The following is a 16896-nucleotide window of genomic DNA, read 5'->3' on the forward strand; positions in this document are numbered from 1 at the left end:
AAACTATTTTTAACAGGATAAAGATACCCAAAAATGCCAATAACCCTATTTAATTCGATAGCCTCATGGTTGCTGAAAAAACGCTATCATCAAATAGAACTTTTTTTAAAATACCCCGAAGAGGTACAGGAAGAAGTGCTATTTCAATTGTTGGAGATTGCCGAGGAAACTGAATTAGGTAGAAAATATGATTTTCAATCAATCAATAGTTATAAGACTTTTTCAGAGCGGTTGCCTATCGTATCGTATGAAGAAATCGAGTCTACCATCGAACGTACGAGAAAGGGAGAGCAAAATATTTTTTGGCCTACCAGCATTAAATGGTTTGCCAAGAGCAGTGGTACGACCAATGCCAAGAGCAAGTTTATTCCAGTAAGTTCCGAGGCTTTGGAAGATTGCCACTATAAATCGGGTAAAGATCTACTTTGTCTTTATTTGAACAACAACGAAAACTCACAATTGTTTACGGGTAAAAGCCTGAGGTTAGGGGGCAGTAAAGAATTATACGAGGATAACGGTTCCTTTTTCGGGGATCTTTCGGCCATTTTGATCGATAATATGCCCCTCTGGGCCGAATTCAGTAGCACACCCAGTAACAAGGTTTCTTTAATGAACGAATGGGAAAGCAAATTAAAGGCCATAATTAGAGAAAGTACCCAAGAGAATGTGACGAGTTTGGCGGGTGTTCCTTCATGGATGTTGGTGCTGTTGAATAATGTACTTGAAGAAACCGGAAAGCAAAATCTTTTCCAGATATGGGAAAACTTGGAGGTGTATTTTCATGGAGGGGTGAGTTTTACCCCATACAAAGAGCAATATGAAAAATTACTGCCACGTAAACGTTTTAAGTATTATGAAATTTATAATGCCTCGGAAGGTTTCTTTGCAATTCAAGACCGAAACAATGCCGATGACCTTCTGTTAATGCTCGATTATGGCATCTTTTATGAATTTATTCCTATGGATATTTATGGTTCGCCAAATCAACAGGCCATTCCTTTATGGGAGGTTGAAATCGGGGCGAATTATGCGATTATAATTACCACTAATTCTGGTTTATGGCGCTATAAAATCGGCGATACCGTACGATTTACCTCAAAGAGTCCATATCGGATAAGGGTTACGGGGCGTACAAAACATCATATCAATGTTTTTGGGGAAGAGTTAATTATCGAAAACGCTGAAGAAGCCCTTAAAAATATCTGTAAAAAGACCGGTGCCGAAATCAAAGATTATACGGCGGGTCCCATTTTTATGTCAGGAAAGGATAAAGGTGCGCATGAATGGATTATCGAGTTTAGAAAACCTCCGGAAGAAATTGCCTATTTCACCGAATTTCTAGATAATGCCCTGAAATCTTTAAATTCAGACTATGAAGCCAAACGATATAATAATATTACCTTGAAAATGCCGAAGGTTCATGTGGCGAGAGAGAATTTATTTTACGACTGGTTGAAATCAAAAGACAAACTTGGCGGACAACACAAGATTCCAAGACTTTCGAATAGAAGGGACTATATTGAAGAGTTACTGGAAATGAACAAAATTGGCAGTAAATATTGAAACCGTATTTACTGCCAAGTCTGCATCTTAAATGGTGGTCCGAGAATTACTCTACCGCTGTCGCCATGAAGGTGAACTCATCGAAATTTGCAGTGGTTTCGCCATTTATTGAAGATATACCGACCACTCTGATGTATCTGAAATTTGATGCATTTTCTGGAATATCCGCCTCAAAAGTCTCTTGGGTGTTGTCGGTTACCTCTAGTAATTTGACCCAGCCTTTTGTGGTTGCATCTGCTTCCCAGTCTGCTATTTCACCTGCGTCTATGTCTACGGTCTCGGCTCCGGTCAGGTCATTTGTTCCCCAAATTTGATAGGCGCCCGGACTTCTTCCGCCACAGCAAGATGATCGCTTGTCCAGCCGAAACCCCCTTAAGTTGGCGGTCACACCAATATCAAAACTCATGACAAACGGATATAAATCTTCAGGTATATCACAGCTATGCCAAAATTCGCCGGTGGCACCATCCGTGAGTTTTTCATAGGTGGAACCATAGCACCCATCGGATGCGTCAAAAGGTAATTTAAGAGCGGTTATTAACGTATTGTCAAGCTGAAATTTCTCAGGAAACATGGCTTCTGATGCAGAGGTAAAAACCTCAATGGCACTTGCGGTAGGGGCATAGGTGCTCTCAATCATGATTTGCCCCCCTAGTTTATAACTGTCCAAAGTTGTTTCTGCCATGTCATCGGGAATCTCAAGTATCTGTAGGGCACCGGTAGCATCTTCATAGGTAAGAGAAGTCGAAATACTTCCGTCTGGCGCGTTTCTCCATTCAATAATTGCAGTATTCTCAAATGTTTTAATTTTGGAAATGCCTCTGCTAATAAGGGCCTCTTGGTATTTAGGGCCATAAACAACAGTATTTACTTCACGAGGAATGGATTGATGTCCGGCGTTATCTTTTAAAAAGACGTCGAAGTTATATTCGCCTTCTTCAAGATCTACGGTAAAGGATATGGTGTCTTGGCCATTATTTTTACGTACTACGTCAAATTCTTGAATAAATGATTTATCCTTTGTCTGTAGAACACCGCTGCTAATTTTGGGGTCGGCATTGATAACTACGGAAAATTGCAACTTTTCGAAACCCGGAGCTACTAAAACGGTATCTGGTGTTCCTACGTATATGATTTCTCCATCTTTGGTAAATTCGCTGTAGGTCTCGGCGGACTCCTCACAAGCTGCAATGCCAATAATTGCGAACATTACCATAAGGGCGAGATATATAATTCGTGTTGAGTTCTTCATTGTTTCAGTGATTAAGGTTTTGCGCAACTGGTACACTTTTTAGATGCATTTTATTTATTTTTTAAGTGGGCTTCTCCTTTTACTCGGCTAGCTGTCCCCAAAAATTAATTTCCATGATATGAATAAACTTTCCTTCCGACCAGTTTTTAAGGTTTACGAACCGGATATAACGTACGGGAGGGGCATCGATCGGAAATTCAAATTCCTCACCCGACGCCGCTGAGGCTGCATCTTCCGCACTATTAAGACCTATGGCACCACCTGACGGTTTTATGACTTCGCCATTTTCAACTAATCTAGTCCATCCTTCAAAAGAATCCCCATTATCGGCTGGAAGCTCATCGATTCCCCATACCTCAAAATATCTGGGGTTACCATGTGTAAAAATCCAGGAACCTTGTCTTTGCCAGAATTTGAACCGGCTGAGTTTGGCTGTTACACCGAGGTCCATGGTGAACATATGGAAGGGTTCGGTGTAGGGGGCAATGGTTACACCAGCCTCGGTTTGGGAGGTGTGATACCCCGAGCCATCAATAGAGCCGTTCCACATATTGGGCATAATCCAGCCAAATGCATCTTGCCTGTCGCCGTTGAGAAAAAGATTGTCAAACTCTTGAATATCAAGCTCTATTTCGGCCAGGGGCAATACCTTTGTTTGTTTCACGCTCGTGATATTGTTCCACCTATCGATTGCGGCCACCCCGAAGGTTTGCAGCGTGGGTTCAAAAGTTCTATAGGTGAAGTGGGTACGATTGTCATTATCTATAAATGCAGATTGGTTATAGCTGATCGAGCCATTTTCGTCTGCGGCATACAAAAGCAATTCGGCCTTAATGTTATCTTCATTGTTGTATTTCAGTCGAACGCCGCCGAAGTCAGGCACTAGTTCAAAGGACGAAAAGAGTTTGTCTATGGGGGCCGTTTCGGGGTTTATGGTAACTTTTACAGAGGCTGATTTGTTATTGCTTCTGTCGACTACAGCTAGGTTTACATCTTGTGGAGCGGTTTCTTTAAGTCCTTCAATACTTATAAAATTCTTAAAAATAGAAGACCTTGCAGAAATCAACTCGCCATTTCGAACATAATTGGCCTCCACGAGAAGTGCATCTTCATCTTGGGGCAATTTATATTTGATTAGGGCACCACCGGGCAAATTCTCGACGGTGACGTCCGTGATTACATTTGGGGATACATCATCGCCAATTAGCGGGCCTTTTTCTTCTTCCTCACATGAAATTAGGACCATACCAAGGGAGAAGGCCGTTAAACAAAACAATTTGAGATTTTTCATGGGATACTTATTTTTTAAAGTGCACATATTACCAACCAGGGTTTTGTACTAAATTGCTATTCGTTATAATATCGTTTTCGGCTATTGGCCAAAGATAGTCCCTGTTTAAAAAGCGATAGCTGCCTACTGATATGACCTTGTAATAATCTTCCGTATTTTCGCCTTCGGAATTCCAACCACGGATGTCGCTGTTCAAAAATTCCGCTGCTCTTTTCCATCTTCTCAAATCCCAAAAACGTTGTCCTTCGAAGACCAGTTCGATCATTCGCTCGTCTTGTATGATGTCTCTAAGTCCATCTTGCGTCGTTGGTTTGTCGGGGTTTCTAGAAGCTGCCGCCCATGATTCTACCACGCCGTTAAGGCCTGCGCGTTCCCGTATCAGGTCGATCCATGGATAGGCTTCCGTAGTCTGGCCCGATTCGTTGAGCGCTTCCGCATATAATAAGTAAAGATCGGCCAAACGTACGACAGGAAATGGATAGGCCCTATTGCTATAGCCTGATGAGGTGCCCCGTTGCACATTTTCGTAATAGACCAATTTCTTGGGCCAATAACCGGAAACTCCCCAGCGATTGGCATCAGTTTTGCCGGTTCTTTGTCCTTTTTTTGCCTCAACGATCAGTTCGTTGTCATCACTAAGTTGGCCGTGGCCGAACCACGTACCTCCATCGAAACCTAGTGAGGCATAAAATCGAGGTTCGCGGTGCATATTAAGATTTGCCGTTTCAAATCCGGGTCTGACATAATGCTGATGGGCCTGATCTGCGGCAGATACTTCAAAACGATTGGTGTAATCATAGGTGTTATCCTCGTCTATAGGGACCCCGTTTTCGGAATAGAACATTTCCGCAATTCTCATTGGGGTGTTATAGAAAGATTGAACGCTTTCCCGTGTCTCTGCGGTGAGGTCAAGTGCAATTTTGGCCTGAGACCAATTTTGCAATGTTGACATTGTACGGCCCGAAGCGCCCCAAACGATTTCCTCGTTCCATCGTTCCGAAATACTGCCTCTAATGCTTAGTTTGGTTACTGTAGTGTCGGACCAATCTGCCGGGGCCCCTATGAATCTGTATAAAAAGTGTCCGGCATCATGAGCCATATCTATGGCGCTTTTGCAAGCCGTGGCCGCACGAGTCCATTTTTCAACATCATAAGCAGTGCTGATCAACTCATTACCTTCAGCGTCGGTAAAACCGGCATAATCGCCATTTCCGTTAAACAAAGGACTGGCAACCGTCATTAATGTGCGCGCTTTGATTGATGCGGCTATCGGTGCGGTAATTCTACCGAGTTCGGTGCCTTGATCTTCTAACACAGCAGGTAAATCAGCAATTGCCTCATCTAACAATTCTACGATATAATTCGCTACTTCGTCAACAGGGGCCCTGCTTACTCGTACGGCCTCAACGCCGGCACTTACCTCGATATTCTCACGAATTATCGGAATTGGCCCATACATGCGCATCAAATAAAAGTGATAGTACGCTTTCAAAACCTTGGCTTCGGCAATCCATTTTATCTTTTCGTCCTCCCGAATATCGAAGGGTTTGTCTACATTCTCTAGAAAAATGTTGCAATCGCGAAGTGCAATGAACAAGTTGGTGACACTGTTCGAGCCCCAATACCCTAAGCGGGGGTTTACTTTTGATTGGCTTCCGCGACCTATGGCACGGCCGGCCCAATTACGGGATACATTGTCGTTGACCGCTATTTCGTCTCCTGCCACTAGTGCCGGGTTGTTAATGCTGTTAAATGGGGGAAGGTAGCCGTACAAAGTTGCCAGAAACCGCTCTGCCGCATCTCTAGTCTCGAAAGCATCTTCAATAACGGCGATGTTGTCAGGGACTACATCGACGTACTTGGAACAGGACCCTCCCATGAGTAGGAGTGTTATGGTAAGTAAACCGTTTATCAATTTTATTTTCATCTTTTTCTTTTCTTTAAAATTATAGCTATTGTAGAAACTAATCACCACTGCTTAAAACCCGAGTTGCAGACCAACATTGATGGTTCGTTGCAATGGGTAATTCAAACCTCTACCCTTGAGTTCCGGATCCCATAATTTGAATTTGCTCCAGGTCATTAGGTTTGTTCCTGTAATATACATTCTAAGTTTTTGAATTTTCAGTTTATCTTCCATTCCTTTGCCAATGTCAAACCCTATTTCAAGCTGTTTTAATCGCATAAAAGAACCGTCACGCAACCACCAAGTACTTGTTTGCAGGTTGTTTTCTATCCGGGTGGTGGATAGCCTCGGCCATAGCGCGTAAACATTCTTATTGTCTTCTGACCAATGGTCGTCGGCATAGGCCTGTAGCAATCCATTTTCAGAAAGAAAACCATTGCCGAGCTCTATTAAAAGGTCTGTTTCATCCGTCTGAGAGCCTATAACGCTATTTATAAAAGGCCCTGTTCTATAGGGATCGATAAAAAAAGATGTCTCGGCAAGGCCTTGAAAGAACATACTAATGTCAAAACGTTTATATCCCGCTGAAAGCCCAAAACCATAGGTAATCTTTGGTACGTCAGGTTTGCCAATTGCCGCTTGGTCTAAAGAGGTAATCAGATTGTCACCATTAAGATCTTTATACTTGATATCTCCTCCACCATAGTCAATTCCCGGATTTCCGAATTGTACGGGTGAATTGCGCGCTTCTTCATCATCGACGAACAATCGCTCGGCGATATAGCCTTGTTTAGTACTTACATTGTTGCCAATGTTTGAACGCCAGGGAGCGCCGATTTCGGCATAATTGGGTTCTTCAAAAACGGTAAATTCGTTGTCGGTATAGACAAAGGTAGCTCGTCCCTGTATCCAAAAATTCTCATTAAAGGAGTGATTGATGTCCAGAGAGGCATCTACACCCTGTAACTTTACTTCGCCAACGTTGGTCTGAATAACGGACTGCAACCCTAGCGTAGTAGGTATGTCTGACCTTGTCTGCAAAATGTTCGATCTGTTATCTTGAAATACATCGGCCCTGAACTGAACCGCGTCGTTGAATAGATTTAGGTCTAACCCTATATTCATTTTACGCGCCGTTTCCCAAGTGACCAAAGAATTTGCATACCTGCTTATAGAAACCCCGTTTATGTCCTGATTCAGGTCACGACCGAAAGTATATCCTCGATCATCGTTATTTATATCGACCTCCGAGAGGTAGAAAAAGCGGTCGTTTCGAGTATTACCGATTTGATCGTTACCGACCCAACCGAACGAGCCTCTAAATTTAAGTCTAGTAATTAATTCTGACGTAAAGAATTTTTCATTCGACACCAACCAACCGACACCAAAGGAAGGGAAAAAACCAAAACGATTTTGCTTGGCAAACCGTTCCGATCCATTGTACCCAAAATTGGTTTCTAAAAAGTAACGGTTGTCGAAATCATAATTGAACCGTCCCGCCAAGGTCAGGTTTCTACTCGGTAAGGAAAGCTGTACTGTGTTGGCATTGCCATCTAAGAACTCGCGAGCGGTAAAGGCCAATAAGCCTGAAACGGTATGCTTTTCGGCAAAGGTGTTATAGTAATCGGCTGCAAGCTCCATATAGAGCACCGAGTTGTTCACGGCCTTGTGGTCGGAATCCAACTCTAATGATTCATCGCCTTCGGAAGTTCTTGTCAGGGTATATTCCTCTGTATTGGAATCAAATGTTGAAACCCTGTAGAAGTAGGGTCGGTAAGACCTTCGGTTCTCAAAGGAAGAGGTAGTGTTGGCGTTACCCAAGAAACGGGCAGAAAGGCCTGATAGAATGGATTTTAAATCCTGCTTAAATTCCAATTGTACCAGCGATAGTTGTCGTCTATAATCTCTGTAGCCTCTTTGCAGTTCGGCATACGGGTTATACCAGATTGCTCCATTATCACGGTTTCCACTTTGCCTAGGTCCTAGATCATTACCAAAGGTAATGTGAGGTACACCTTGGAGGGCTGCATCAGGTTCTAATACAGCGGGGAAACGCACGGGACTGGTACGCACGGCGGCATTATAAATAGCATTACCCCCTTGCAACGGACCTCTGTAGTCATCTATTGTAGAATGTAGCCGCACAATCATTTCGGTGTTTTCGTGTAAATCAATATTTACGTTTGATCGCAATACATATTGATTCAATTTTATGTTGTTGGTAAAACTATTGGTGTCGTCAACTTTCAACAGGCCATCGTCCGAATTAAGTGCGCCTGCCACATAATAGCGCACCTTGTCACCACCACCGCGAACATTGAGGTTTATACGACGTGACCCGGCGTAATCTTGAAATAATTTGTCGAACCAATCAACGGCAGGATAGATATTAGGATTACCGCCCCTAGCGGTGCCGGCAATTTTTTCTTCTGTAAAGGTCGGAAAAAGCCCTCTAGTTCGATCCGCTTCGTTCTGCAAGCGCATATGTGTAACGGGATCGGCCAGATCAATTACCGAAACAGGGGAGTTATAGGCATTTTCATACCTTAGGTTGACGACTACCTTACCCTTTACACCGGTTTTGGTAGTTACCAAAATAACCCCATTAGCACCACGAGCCCCATAAATTGCGGTGGTGGTCGGATCTTTAAGAACCGAAAAACTTTGAATATCATCGGGTTGCATGCGGGCCAGATCATCGACGGTCAATTCTACACCATCAATTAAGATCAGTGGACCGTTCTGTCCGTTGAACGATGCTACTCCACGAACAAAAAACTGAGCATTGTCCGCGCCCGGTTCTCCACTGGTCTGATAAGAGACCATTCCGGATATCCTTCCTGCAAGCGCTGTTGTCAAGTTACTTGACGGGATCTTAAGTTCCGATGGCGTAATGGAGGTCATGGCACCTACGACGGCTTCTTTCTTCTGCGTACCAAAACCCATCACTACAACCTCGTCCAGCGCCGAAGCATCTTCCGATAAGGTTACTGTAATTGTCGTTTTTCCACCGAGAGGGACTTCTTGACTGGCAAAACCCAGATAGGAAACGGTCAAGATTACATTGGTATTGGGTACATCTATGGAAAAGTTACCATCGAAATCTGCCGTTACCCCGTTGGTAGTTCCTTTTTCAATAACGTTGGCACCGGGAAGGGGTGTTCCACTACCGTCAGTTATGGTTCCTGATACGGTCACATCTTGGGCATTTATGGTATGCAGACTTAGCAGTGCCAAAAATGTTAAAAGATGATAAAATCTTAAATTCATAGAATGGGTTTTTGTTGGTTAGTCATCGCAACCCTGTAAATAGAATTCCGATTAAATTTTATACGTAAGTAAAATCGATTGGTAGTGTAGTGTTATTCCATATAAATTATTAAATATTTATTATGTCGTTTGATTCTTTGATATATTTCCAGTCAAACAATTAAAAAATTATGTAATTATTAGTTCGGGATAAATATAGTTGGCTTACCTAATGCTTTCTACCTCGATTGTGGCAATTAATGGTATTTTTTTGCCTTTTTTAAGTTAATTATTCCTTAAAATCCGAAAATATAATCTTACGTATCAAAAAGGGAAGAGAAGGGCAATTTGATTTTCGACGAGGTTTCTTCTATATGTGTCCGGAATTTAAGAATGGAGTTGGTACATAATTCTTGTACGTTTATTGAAGTGACGAAATATTAGAAGGGCTAAAACCAAATTGACAGGTTGAAACGTAAGTACGTCGAGAAATTTGTTGTGATAAACAATTAAATATTGATTTTCACCGTTAATTGTCCATCTTCGACTAATGATTTAACCTATAACAAACCAAAAAAAAATTAATATGGCAGAAAGACTTGTAGTGGTATCCGATATGTGGGGTGCAAAAAAAGGACTTTGGATAACTTCTTACCTCGGCTATTTACAGCAATATTTTGATATTGTTTTTTATGATTGTCAGCAACTCGCAAATTTAGATTTAAGGTTGTACACAGAAGAGAATGTTCATAAGGCTTTTGTTAATGGAGGGATCGATACTGCAGTGGCCCACTTATTGCGAAAGGAGTCGGTGCCTAGTCATTATTTGGCCTTTAGTACTGGTGGTACCATAGCTTGGAAAGCGGGCCTGCAAGGTGTGCCTATGAAATCACTATATGCTATTTCGGCTACGCGTGTGCGATATGAAACTATTAGGCCAAGTGGCAAGGTTGAACTGATGTATGGCGATAGGGATGAAAATAGACCGTCGGGAGAATGGGCGAAAAAGTTAGGATGTGAAATGGAGCTTATCGAAGGTTTCGGCCATACTTTATATTCTGACGAAAAAATAATTAGAAAAGTTTGTCAAGATCTTTTGGCCACAGTCACCCATAAAGTTAGGGAAACCAAAAAGGCCGTTTAGGACAGACCGGCTAAAAGATAATTAATAAAAAGAGCGGGGCAAATCCATGGATTTGCCCCGCTCTTTTTATTTTATATGAGTACTCAAGTTGTTATGAAACAGCTTTCAGTTTTTTAATGGTGTCGTGCGAAATTTTATTCTCGGCATACGGTTTGGTAACTTTAAATTCGGTTTCACCAGAACTTGGCATATCGAACATTGCGTCTGTAAATATGGCTTCACACAATGAGCGTAGACCTCGAGCACCTAATTTGTATTCGATAGCTTTTTCAACAATATAATCTAATGCCTGATCTGTAATTTTGAACGAAATACCGTCCATCGCAAACAGCTTTTTATATTGCTTAATAATTGCATTTTTCGGTTCTGTAAGTATTGCCCGCAGCGTTTTTTGGTCTAGAGGATTCATATACGTAAGTACGGGAAGCCTTCCTATGATTTCAGGAATGAGTCCGAAATCTTTTAAATCCTTGGGTATAATATATTGTAGAATATTGTCTTGGTCTAGATTTTCATCTGCTTTAGAGGCGCTATAACCTACCGCTTGCATGTTCAACCTTTTTGTAATCGCACGCTCTATGCCATCAAAAGCACCGCCGGCTATAAACAAGATGTTTTCGGTGTTTACTTCTATAAATTTCTGGTCAGGATGTTTTCTTCCTCCTTTTGGCGGAACATTTACCATTGTGCCTTCAAGTAATTTAAGCAACCCTTGCTGTACCCCTTCGCCAGAGACATCCCTAGTAATGGAGGGGTTGTCACTTTTGCGGGCGATTTTGTCAATTTCGTCAATGAAAACAATACCACGCTCCGTTTTTTCGAGATTGTAATCTGCTGCTTGTAGAAGTCGGGTCAAAATACTTTCGACATCTTCACCGACGTAACCGGCTTCGGTCAGAACCGTTGCATCTACAATGGCTAGTGGAACGTTCAACATTCTCGCAATGGTTTTGGCCATCAAGGTTTTACCGGTACCCGTTTGGCCTACCATTATAATATTGCTCTTTTGAATTTCGATATCGTCTTCTTTCGAGCTAGGTTGCAACAATCTTTTGTAATGATTGTAGACCGCCACCGCCATTACTTTTTTGGTGCGTTCTTGACCAATTACATAAGTATCTAAAAACTCTTTTATCTCGAGGGGTTTTCTTAGAACCAACTCTGATGAAAGGTCATTGGTCTTGGTTTGCCGAGATTCCTCGGCAACAATACCATGGGCCTGCTCAATACAACGATCACAAATATGTGCATCTAAACCAGCAATCAATAGATTGGTTTCCGGTTTTTTTCTTCCACAGAAAGAGCATTCCAAATTTTCTTTTGCCATAACAATTATTGTCTTTGAATACTGCGAACTAACTTAACGCAGTATTTTCCTTTTTGGTCTATTCTGGATAATGATAAATAAAAGGTAATTGAAGAATTGGTCGAAATTAATCTTTATCCCTTACCAAAATTTCATCTATCATGCCGTAATCCTTAGCTTTGTCGGCTTTCATCCAAAAATCCCTATCGCTATCTTCGTTGACCTGTTCTACGCTTTGACCTGAATGACGGGCGATGATTTCATAAAGCTCTTGCTTTAATTTTAAGATTTCACGAGCCGTAATCTCTATATCACTGGCTTGGCCTTGTGCACCACCCATTGGCTGGTGGATCATAACGCGTGAATGTGTTAGACCGCTTCGCTTACCTTTGGCGCCTGCACATAGCAATACAGCTCCCATTGAGGCTGCCATACCCGTACAGATAGTAGCTACATCTGGTTTGATAAACTGCATGGTATCGTAAATGCCTAAACCTGCATAAACACTACCGCCAGGTGAATTGATATAAATCTGAATGTCTTTGGAGGCATCTGTACTTTCTAAAAATAGAAGTTGTGCCTGCACAATATTGGCGACTTGGTCATTGATGCCCGTACCTAAAAATATAATACGATCCATCATCAGCCTTGAAAAAACATCCATGGCTACCGCATTCAGTTGACGCTCCTCAATAATATTGGGAGTAAGGTTCACAGGGTAAATGCTAGAGACAATTTTGTCATAGTAAGTACTGCTGATTCCTTGATCTTTTATTGCGTAATTTTTGAATTCTTTTCCGTAATCCATTACTTGTAGTTCGAATTTGTAGATAAAAAAGGCCGAAAATCATATTCTCGGCTTCGTAAAGATAGGTATTCTTAATGAGAATTAAATTTCAAAAGGCCAATTTTGGCCTTTTGAAATTTGCTCTTTTAAAAAGATCCGCACGAGCTAGTGGGTCAATTTGTTGAAGACGAAATATTTATCCGTAGACCTCTTTGACAAAATTGTCGTAAGTAACCTCTTTTGCTTTTAAATTTACCTTTTCTTTATAAAGATTGAGCAGTTTTTGGCTCATCAATTGTTCAGAAAGTCGTTTTACTTCATCTTGGTTTCCAAGAACGCGGGCGGCAATATTATCCAATTCCTCTTCTTGAGGGTTGAGTTGACCATATTGTGCCATTTGAGATTTAATGAACCCTTTGGCAAACTCTTTAAGTTCATCAAACTGGATTTGGATATCGTTATCTTTTATGATTCTACCTTCGATAAGTTGATATCTCAGTCCTTTTTCCGATTTTTCATATTCGGCATCGGCCTGTTCTTGGCTAAGTGGTTCCTCACCGGTCATCTGTATCCATTTGGTCAAGAATTCGGTTGGCAGCTCGAATTTGGTATTTTCGATAAAATACTCTGTCACGTCGTTCAAGAGCTTTTGGTCTGATTGCTGCTCGAATTGCTTTTCGGAATCTTCTTTGATTTTAGCCTTAAGTTCCTTCTCGGAACTCACTACATCTTTACCGAACAATTTGTCGAATAGGTCTTGGTTGAGTTCAGCAGGCTGTCGCTCGTTTATTTCCTCAATAGTGAAAGTTGTTTCAATATCAAGTGTTTTAGCTTTATCACCTGGTATTCCCAAGGCACTGGAAAGTAGGTAGTCTTCTTTGAAAAGTCCTTTTGTCTTCAGGGTGACAGTATCGCCCACCTTTTTTCCAACAAGGCTGCTCACTACTTTTTCAGAATCTATCTTGTCTAGTTCAACCGTGGTTTTATTGTCGATTTCCTCTTCCTCATTCTTAAAGGTGCCATTGACCTCATCGGTTTTTCCTACTTCAGATTTGGAAACAAGCTTGCCGTACTGTTTCTGAATTCGTTCGACCTGCTCGTTGATCATTTTGTCGTCGGCAACGATTTTATAATGAGTTAAGGGCTTTTTTGTCTCTAATGGCACTTTGAAATCAGGCGCCAACCCTAATTCAAACTCAAATGCAAAATCATCTCCGTCCCAATCAAAATTATCTTGTTGTTTTGGTAGCGGATTGCCGAGAACATCTAATTTTTCTTCAGTAAGATATTTGTTAAGGTTGTCTTGTAATAATTTATTTACTTCATCAACAAGAACTGCCTTTCCATATTGCTTTTTGATAAGTCCCATCGGAACTTGTCCCTTTCTGAAACCTGGGATATTGGCCTGCTTTTTGTAATCTTTGAGTATTTTTTCAACCTTGTCTTGATAGTCGTCTTTTGTTATGGCGACTTTGACTACGGCATTCAGTTCATCAATCTGCTCTTTCGTAATATTCATGCTGTTTTCTTTTTACACATTTCTTTGCCTATTTCAAAGCTAAAAGGGTTATGTGGACCAATATACTTGAACAATTTTCCGTGTGATTCTACGGAAAACGCGTCCTTAATTTTTCCGCTAACAAATTACGGGATGCAAAAATACCACATTTTATGAAGCCCGACAAGTTTTAAATTGTTGTATTTCAGAAGTGTGTCGGTGCTTTACTTATCCTCCTTTAGCAAGGAAAACAGAATGGATTGCAGAAATGATAATAGCAGGCTGAATAGAAGCGCCCACCAAATGGTGGTTACCTGAAAACCATCGATTAGCGAGTCGGCCAATAGAATGATAATGGCATTGATTATTAATAAAAAAAGACCGAAAGTTATTATGGTAACAGGCAGCGTCAGAATAATCAAAATAGGCTTCACTAAAAAATTTAGAAGGCTCAGTACAATGGCCACGATAATGGCTGTGGTGTAAGAGTCAACACCTACCCCAGGTAAAATTTTTGACAATACTACAACTGCCAAAGCGCTCAAAAGTATTCTTAAAATGATTTTCATAGGTCTTGGTTTAGACATTAAATATAATTATAAATATTCGACACTTCTCTTTAGGTTGCCCATGGCGTCACTGCTTTTTGCTTTTCCACCTTTGCGGTCTATGCTTTAAGGAACCGAATGGATTTTTCAAAAAACTGTTTCGGATTTTCGGCATGCAACCAATGTCCGGCATTTTGAATGGTCTCCAACTGGGCTTGAGGAAAATGTCTTTTTATTTCCGGTAGGTCATTTTCCATGATGTATTCCGATTTTGACCCTCTAAGAAAAAGTGTAGGGCCGTTATAGTGATCGGCCGCACCAATATTTTCTCCGACTTCTTCCATTTTGTTGGCAAGTACTTCCAGGTTGAAACGAAACCCTAATTTTTCTTTGGAAGCCCAATACAAATTTTTCAAAAGAAATTGCCGTGTTCCAAAATCAGAAATATAGCCGCCTAAGATTTTATCGGCCTCGGTTCTTGATTTTATTTGGTCAAAATTCAACTGTTTAAGCCCATTGATGATTTCTTGGTGGTGTGGCGGATAATATTTGGGTGCAATGTCGGCTACAATTAGTTTTTTTGTCAAATCGGGGTAGGAGCAGGCGAATTGCATGGCAGCCTTACCACCCATGGAATGACCTAAAATTAGTGCGCTTTGAAGTTCGTTTTTCTTGATATAATGTTTGAGGTCTTCGGCGAGAATGTCATAATCAAAGACTTCCGAATGAAAACTCTTCCCATGGTTTCGCTGATCTATTAGGTGCGCTTGAAGTCCATTTTCAGCGTATTGTGCACCAAGGGTTTTCCAATTGTCGCCCATGCCAAGAAAACCATGCAAAATAAGAAGTGGTGTGCCCTGACCTATGATTTTTGAGTATAATTCCGCCATTATTTCAATTTATTCAAGTACATGTTCACAACATTTTCAAGTCCCAAATATAAGGACTCACAGATAAGTGCATGGCCTATGGAAACTTCCTCAAGATGGGGAATGTTGTTTTTGAAATATTCTATATTATCCAGACTTAAGTCATGACCCGCATTGATGCCGAGTTCTAGATGATGGGCCAATTTGGCAGCTTCGGTAAATGATTTGACACCCTCTAGATTGCCGGCGGCATACGAATCGGCATAACTCTCGGTATACAGTTCAATGCGGTCTGTACCAGTTAGGGCTGCGCCTTCGATCATTTTTAGGTCGGGGTCTACAAATATTGAAGTTCTAATACCATTTTGCTTAAAGGTGGCAATAACATCCTTAAGAAAGTCTTTATTTGAAACGGTGTCCCATCCTGCATTGGAGGTTACCGCATCAATGGCGTCGGGTACCAAAGTTACTTGTGTCGGCATTGTTTCGAGCACTAGGTCGATAAATTTCGGTATGGGGTTGCCCTCTATATTGAATTCGGTAGTTACGATGTTCTTTAAATCGCGTGCATCTTGATATCGAATATGTCGTTCGTCGGGTCGGGGGTGGATTGTTATTCCCTGCGCCCCGAATGCCTCTATATCCGAAGCTACCTTTAAAACATTGGGTACTTGACCCCCTCGGGAATTTCTAAGGGTGGCGATTTTATTTATATTTACACTGAGCTTTGTCATGGTGAAAATTGCTTTTTAACAATGACAAAAATACAAATTAGGCATACCTTTTGATATATTAAATGAGTATTTTGCGTTATATTTAAACTTATGCACATCCAAACCCACATAATTACAGACCTTCCAGTTTTTGATATTCATGATTCCCTTAAAAAGGTTATTCGTTTTTTTAAGGAGAATACTTCATCGCATGTTTCTATTACCGAGAATGGTATTTTCTTGGGGGTGTTGAGCGAAAATGATTTTGATACCTTTGAAAAGGATAAGAAAATTGAGGATTATAGGTATAACCTTGAGACCTTTTTGGTTCATAATGACAGTAATTGGCTAGATGTTGTGGAAACTTTCGCTAGAAATGAAGCTAACCTTTTGGCTGTTTTAGATGATCAGAATAAAATCATCGGCCATTATGAACTTTCCGATATCGTAGGGGCCTTTATAGATACACCGTTTTTTACAGAGCCTGGTGGAATTTTGGTTGTTGCCAAAGGCGCCAATGATTATTCCTTTAGTGAGGTTGCCCAAATTGTTGAGAGCAACAATACGAAGATTATTGGGGCTTTTATTACCGATATCCGAAATGATGTGGTGCAGATCACCCTTAAAATAGGGTCTTCAAATCTTAATGATGTTGTTCAGACCTTTAGACGATATAATTACAATATTTTATTGGGTAATAAAGATGATCAATTTCTCGAAGACTTAAAGCAACGGTCTGACTATTTAGATAAATATCTTAACGTATAGAA

At 41.1% G+C, this 16896-nt stretch carries 13 protein-coding genes; 3 read left to right on the forward strand and 10 right to left on the reverse strand.

The window, feature by feature from the left end; genetic code table 11:
* Positions 1–33 precede the first annotated feature (33 nt).
* Positions 34–1563, forward strand: coding sequence for a GH3 auxin-responsive promoter family protein (locus BLS33_RS19810; RefSeq protein ID WP_089893891.1), 1530 nt, complete (start codon positions 34–36; stop codon positions 1561–1563).
* Between the two features lie 46 nt (positions 1564–1609).
* On the opposite strand, the gene BLS33_RS19815 is transcribed toward BLS33_RS19810, so the two are convergent.
* The 4 genes from BLS33_RS19815 to BLS33_RS19830 form a co-directional block, all read right to left on the reverse strand.
* Positions 1610–2815 (reverse strand): DUF4998 domain-containing protein, encoded by a 1206-nt coding sequence (locus BLS33_RS19815; protein ID WP_089893894.1) that lies wholly within the window; start codon positions 2813–2815, stop codon positions 1610–1612.
* A gap of 79 nt (positions 2816–2894) precedes the next feature.
* On the reverse strand, positions 2895–4106 hold the full coding sequence (locus tag BLS33_RS19820) for a DUF5000 domain-containing lipoprotein (RefSeq protein WP_176801468.1): 1212 nt from the start codon (positions 4104–4106) through the stop codon (positions 2895–2897).
* 28 nt (positions 4107–4134) lie between these two features.
* Positions 4135–6033, reverse strand: coding sequence for a RagB/SusD family nutrient uptake outer membrane protein (locus BLS33_RS19825; RefSeq protein ID WP_218129623.1), 1899 nt, complete (start codon positions 6031–6033; stop codon positions 4135–4137).
* Positions 6034–6084: 51 nt separating this feature from the next.
* Positions 6085–9282, reverse strand: a complete 3198-nt coding sequence (locus tag BLS33_RS19830; RefSeq protein WP_089893900.1) for a SusC/RagA family TonB-linked outer membrane protein — start codon at positions 9280–9282, stop codon at positions 6085–6087.
* Positions 9283–9847: 565 nt separating this feature from the next.
* Here BLS33_RS19830 and BLS33_RS19835 point away from each other — a divergent pair.
* Entirely contained in the window at positions 9848–10405 is a 558-nt protein-coding gene (locus tag BLS33_RS19835; RefSeq protein ID WP_089893903.1) for a hypothetical protein, read from the forward strand.
* A 91-nt stretch (positions 10406–10496) separates the two neighbouring features.
* On the opposite strand, the gene clpX is transcribed toward BLS33_RS19835, so the two are convergent.
* The 6 genes from clpX to BLS33_RS19865 all read right to left on the reverse strand — a co-directional run bounded on the left by clpX (position 10497) and on the right by BLS33_RS19865 (position 16147).
* Entirely contained in the window at positions 10497–11732 is a 1236-nt protein-coding gene (gene clpX / locus BLS33_RS19840; RefSeq protein ID WP_089893907.1) for an ATP-dependent Clp protease ATP-binding subunit ClpX, read from the reverse strand.
* 106 nt (positions 11733–11838) lie between these two features.
* On the reverse strand, positions 11839–12519 hold the full coding sequence (gene clpP, locus BLS33_RS19845) for an ATP-dependent Clp endopeptidase proteolytic subunit ClpP (RefSeq protein WP_089893910.1): 681 nt from the start codon (positions 12517–12519) through the stop codon (positions 11839–11841).
* A 175-nt stretch (positions 12520–12694) separates the two neighbouring features.
* Positions 12695–14017, reverse strand: a complete 1323-nt coding sequence (tig, locus tag BLS33_RS19850; protein ID WP_089893913.1) for a trigger factor — start codon at positions 14015–14017, stop codon at positions 12695–12697.
* Between the two features lie 203 nt (positions 14018–14220).
* A complete protein-coding gene (locus BLS33_RS19855) occupies positions 14221–14565 on the reverse strand; it encodes a phage holin family protein (protein ID WP_089893916.1) in 345 nt (114 codons plus the stop codon).
* Positions 14566–14663: 98 nt separating this feature from the next.
* Positions 14664–15434 (reverse strand): alpha/beta fold hydrolase, encoded by a 771-nt coding sequence (locus BLS33_RS19860; protein ID WP_089893919.1) that lies wholly within the window; start codon positions 15432–15434, stop codon positions 14664–14666.
* A complete protein-coding gene (locus BLS33_RS19865; RefSeq protein WP_089893924.1) occupies positions 15434–16147 on the reverse strand; it encodes a pyridoxine 5'-phosphate synthase in 714 nt (237 codons plus the stop codon). The genes BLS33_RS19860 and BLS33_RS19865 overlap by 1 nt, the downstream gene beginning before the upstream one ends.
* Positions 16148–16237: 90 nt before the next feature.
* On the opposite strand from BLS33_RS19865, the gene BLS33_RS19870 reads away from it, so the two are divergent.
* Positions 16238–16894, forward strand: a complete 657-nt coding sequence (locus BLS33_RS19870) for a CBS domain-containing protein (RefSeq protein ID WP_089893927.1) — start codon at positions 16238–16240, stop codon at positions 16892–16894.
* The last annotated feature ends 2 nt before the right edge of the window (positions 16895–16896 follow it).

It is taken from the genome of Kriegella aquimaris, assembly GCF_900103215.1.
Lineage (GTDB): Bacteria > Bacteroidota > Bacteroidia > Flavobacteriales > Flavobacteriaceae > Kriegella > Kriegella aquimaris.